Source organism: Streptomyces flavofungini (assembly GCF_041028215.1).
GTDB classification, from domain to species: domain Bacteria; phylum Actinomycetota; class Actinomycetes; order Streptomycetales; family Streptomycetaceae; genus Streptomyces; species Streptomyces flavofungini_B.
This window is the reverse complement of sequence record NZ_JASKYR010000723.1, coordinates 1-4,063: the sequence shown is the minus strand read 5'-3', so window position 1 is coordinate 4,063 and position 4,063 is coordinate 1. Positions and strand designations below refer to the sequence as shown.

Annotated in this window: 5 protein-coding genes; 2 read left to right on the top strand and 3 right to left on the bottom strand. The window is 74.6% G+C overall.

What is annotated here, in order from left to right:
* The coding region (locus tag AB8Z36_RS33195; protein WP_369217099.1) for an O-antigen ligase family protein at positions 1-614 on the top strand (614 nt) is incomplete at its 5' end.
* A gap of 70 nt (positions 615-684) precedes the next feature.
* Here AB8Z36_RS33195 and AB8Z36_RS33190 read toward each other — a convergent pair.
* Entirely contained in the window at positions 685-1,242 is a 558-nt protein-coding gene (locus tag AB8Z36_RS33190; RefSeq protein WP_369217098.1) for a hypothetical protein, read from the bottom strand.
* Between the two features lie 112 nt (positions 1,243-1,354).
* A complete protein-coding gene (locus tag AB8Z36_RS33185) occupies positions 1,355-2,143 on the bottom strand; it encodes a glutamate racemase (protein ID WP_369217097.1) in 789 nt (262 codons plus the stop codon).
* Positions 2,144-2,201: 58 nt separating this feature from the next.
* On the opposite strand from AB8Z36_RS33185, the gene AB8Z36_RS33180 reads away from it, so the two are divergent.
* Positions 2,202-3,377, top strand: a complete 1,176-nt coding sequence (locus AB8Z36_RS33180) for a glycosyltransferase (RefSeq protein WP_369217096.1) — start codon at positions 2,202-2,204, stop codon at positions 3,375-3,377.
* 37 nt (positions 3,378-3,414) lie between these two features.
* On the opposite strand, the gene AB8Z36_RS33175 is transcribed toward AB8Z36_RS33180, so the two are convergent.
* The coding region (locus tag AB8Z36_RS33175) for a TerD family protein (RefSeq protein WP_440582060.1) at positions 3,415-4,063 on the bottom strand (649 nt) is incomplete at its 5' end.

Sequence of the window (4,063 nt, the reverse complement as noted above, 5' to 3'; positions counted from 1 at the left end):
GACGCCCCCGTGACCAGGACCGCCCCCCCCCCCCCCCCCCCGTCCTGCTCTGCTCGCTCGCGGCGGCCCGCGTACGCCGCAGGGCGCCGGCCCTCGCGGGCCTCGCGGTCGCGGCGGTCCTGGTCACGGGGGCGTCCCTGGCGGTGGCCGACGACATCCTGCCCGGCGGTCTGACGGCACCCGTGGAGGGCGGGCTCGGCAGGAACCGGGTGCTCCTGTGGCGGGACGCGCTCGGCATCGCGGAGCGCGAGCCCGCGATGGGCGTGGGCCCCGGCCGGTTCAGCGAGGTCAGACCGCTGCTGACGCACCACACGCTGGCCGACGGCAAGCCCCACTCGGCCCCCCTCCAGCAGGCCTCCGAGCAGGGAGTGGTGGGTCTGGCGCTGCTCGCGGCGGTGTTTGGCTGGCTGCTCCACGCGCTGTGGCGCTCGCCGCGCTCCACGCAGGTCGTGCTCTCGGCGGGCGCGGCCCTGACGGCGCTGACGGTCGTGGCGACGGTGGGCAACGCGCTCAGCGTGACGACGGTGACCGCGGCGGCGGGACTCCTCGCGGGCATCGCCACGGCCCGGCCGCTGGAGGACGGGCCGCCGGAGGGGCTGCCGCCCGCCCCCTGAACGTTCCCGGGCCGTCTCTTCCGTCCCTCAGGGAGGTCAGGCCGGTTCCGGTCAAGGAGGCCGGGCCGGTTCAGCGGATCGTGCCGCGCAGCCGCAGCCGCTGCCTGATCGCACGGACGGCGGACTCCGCGTCGTCCACGGTCACCGTGAACTTGTGGCCGTCGCACAGGCTGAGCACCAGCGCCTCACCCCGTCGCACGACGACGGCGGTGCCCTTCTCCGGACGCCAGCGGTAGCCCCAGCCGCCCCACTGCCGTGGTGTGACGGCGGGCGCGAACTCGGCGCCGACGACGGTCGAGAGCGGGATGTGCCGGCGCGGCAGGCCGAGATGGCCGCAGCGCACCTCCAGGCAGTCGTCGTCGACCTTGACGGCGACATGGACGAAGGCGAGCGTCCCGAAAAGGATCAGGAACCCGGCGGCGATGCAGCCCACCACCGACATGACCAGGGCGGCGATGCCCGTGGTCCACATGGACTCGACCGCGATGACGATGCCGAGCGCCAGGAAGGCGGCGCCCGCGCAGGCGAGCAGCCACTGCACGCGGTTGGTCGCGCGGCCGGTCCACACCGCGGGCGAGCTGCCGGAGCCCGCTCGCTCGTCGCGCTCCTCTTCGGCTGGGTCCTTCATGCCTTCGAGACTACTCAGATTCCCCCGCGACACCACCGCGTCACTGAGCGTGCGCGGCGGGCCGCTCCCGGAGGGCGAGGCAGAGCGTGGTCTAAGAGCGTGCCGACGGACCTCAGACGGCGGGGCTGACCTGCGCGAGGAAGCGTCCCTCGGCGTAGCTGAGCGCCGCCCTCGGCAGGCGCTCCTCGCGCCCGCTGAGCAGGACGGTGAGGCCGGGGGCCGCGGGCGCGGCGTCGGGGCCGGGAAGCGCGTCGGTCCTGCGCAGCGCCTGGGCGGCGACCGCTCCCGCCGAGCCGTGCAGGACGAGGGGCGTGCGGTCGGACCGCCGCACGGCGGCACGGATACGCTCCGCGACCAGCTCGTAATGGGTGCAGCCCAAGACGACGGCCCTTACATCGGCGGGGGTACGGGCAGCGGCGGCGGCGATCGTCTCGTCGATGGCCTTCTCGTCCGCGTACTGCACGGCGTCGGCGAGACCCGGGCAGGCCACCTCGGTGACATCGGCGGCACCGGCGAACCGCTCGATGAGGTCGCGCTGGTAGGGGCTGCCCGTGGTGGCGGGTGTGGCCCAGATGGCGACCCGGCCGCCACCCGCCGCCGCGGGCTTGATCGCGGGGACGGTGCCGATGACCGGGATGCCCGGCTCCAGGCGGGCCCGCAGCGCGGGCAGCGCGTGCACGGAGGCGGTGTTGCAGGCCACGATCAGCGCGTCGGGGCGGTGCGCGGCGGCGGCCTCCGCGACGGCGAGTGCGCGCCCGGTGAGGTCCCGCGCCGTACGCGGTCCCCACGGCATGCCGTCGGGGTCCGAGGAGAGCACGAGATCGGCGTCGGGCCGCAGGCGGCGTACCGCGGCCGCCGCGGCGAGCAGTCCGATTCCGGAGTCCATGAGCGCGATCTTCACCCGGTCACCATAGTCGATGGGCCCCTCAGGACCCCTCGCGTGGGGCAGACTTCGGCGGATGAGCGCCCTCGCCTGGATCGCCGCCGTATCGCTCGCCGCATGGCTGTGGCTGCTCCTTGGCCAGGGCTTCTTCTGGCGCACGGACGTGCGGCTGCCGCCACGGCGTGAGCCCGCCGAGTGGCCGTCGGTCGGTGTCGTCGTGCCCGCGCGGGACGAGGCGGCCGTACTGCCCGGGAGCCTGCCGTCGCTGCTCGCCCAGGACTATCCGGGGCGCGCCGAGATCTTCCTCGTCGACGACGGCAGCACGGACGGCACCGGCGACCTCGCCCGCCGCCTCGCCGAGCGGCACGGCGGTCTGCCGCTGACCGTCAGCTCCCCCGGTGAGCCGCCCGCCGGATGGACCGGAAAGCTCTGGGCCGTACGGCACGGCATCGCGCTCGCCCGCGCCCGCGACCCGGAGTACCTGCTCCTGACGGACGCGGACATCGCGCACGGCCCCGCCTCGCTGCGCGACGCGGTGGCCGCCTCGCACGCGGGCGGCTTCGACCTGGTCTCGCAGATGGCCCGGCTGCGGGTGGAGAGCGCCTGGGAGCGCCTGGTGGTCCCGGCGTTCGTCTACTTCTTCGCGCAGCTCTACCCCTTCCGGTGGATCGGGCGCAGGGGTGCGCGCACCTCGGCGGCGGCGGGCGGCTGTGTGCTGCTGCGCGCGGACGCCGCCGAGCGGGCCCGGATTCCGGACGCCATCCGGCACGCGGTGATCGACGACGTGGCGCTCGCGCGGGCGGTGCGCCGCTCGGGCGGCCACATCTGGCTGGGACTCGCCGAACACGTCGACAGCGTGCGCCCCTACCCCCGCCTCGCCGACCTGTGGCGCATGGTCGCGCGCAGTGCGTACGCACAGCTGCGGCACAATCCGCTGCTGCTCGTCGGCGCGGTGGCGGGACTGGCCGTGGTCTATCTGGCGCCGCCCGCCGCCCTGTTCGCGGGGGCGGCCGCCGGGGACGTCGCGGCGGCCGTGCTCGGCGGCCTGGCGTGGCTGGTGATGACCGGGACCTATCTGCCGATGCTGCGCTACTACCGGCAGCCGCCCTGGCTCGCCCTCGCGCTGCCCTGGACCGCCTTCCTGTACCTCCTGATGACGGTGGACTCGGCGGTGCGGCACTACAGGGGGCGCGGCGCGGCGTGGAAGGGCCGTACGTACGCGCGCCCCGAGCCCGCGCCCGAACAGCGCTGAGGGCCGCTCGGGGCGGGCGGCGGCAGGGCCCGGGCGCTCACTTCCTGCCCGGCGTCCAGTTCATGCCCCAGCCATAGGCGCGGTCGATGGTGCGCTGCGGGCTCACGCCGCGCTCGGGCACGAGGTACTGGGCCTCGCGCTGCACGACGAGGTCGCCGCCGGTGTTGGTGAGCAGGGCGAGGGCACAGACGGTCGAGGGCACGGTGCACTCGTCGAGCGAGAAGTCCACCGGTGCGCCGTGCTGCGGCTGGAGGGTGACGGTGGCGTTGAGGTCGGCGAAGCTGCGGGCGCCTTCGTAGATCGTCACGAAGATGACGATGCGGCGGAAGTCCTTGATGTGGTCGAGGTTGATGGTGAGGTTCTCGCCCGCGGCGACGGCTCCGGTGCGGTCGTCGCCGTCGAGGAGCATGTACGGAGGCTGGTGCAGCGCCCCGAAGGCGTTGCCGAGCGCCTGGACGACGCCCTTGCGGCCGTCGGCGAGTTCGTAGAGCGCGCAGAGGTCCAGGTCGAGGTCGGCGTGCATGGCGACCGCCCTGCCGAGCTTGGCGCCCCACCCCTTGAACTGCTTGCGCACCTGCCAGTTGAGGTTCACGCGCATGGCGCCCGATGTGCCGCCCTGCTTCGTCAAGGAGACCGACGGGGCGTCCTTCGTCAGGGTGACTTTGGTGAGGCGGACGGGGGCGGCG

Coding starts and splice junctions, on each gene's coding strand:
- AB8Z36_RS33190 (WP_369217098.1), bottom strand. CDS start 1,242: ATGAAGGACCCAGCCGAAGAGGAGCGCGACGAGCGAGCGGGCTCCGGC.
- AB8Z36_RS33180 (WP_369217096.1), top strand. CDS start 2,202: ATGAGCGCCCTCGCCTGGATCGCCGCCGTATCGCTCGCCGCATGGCTG.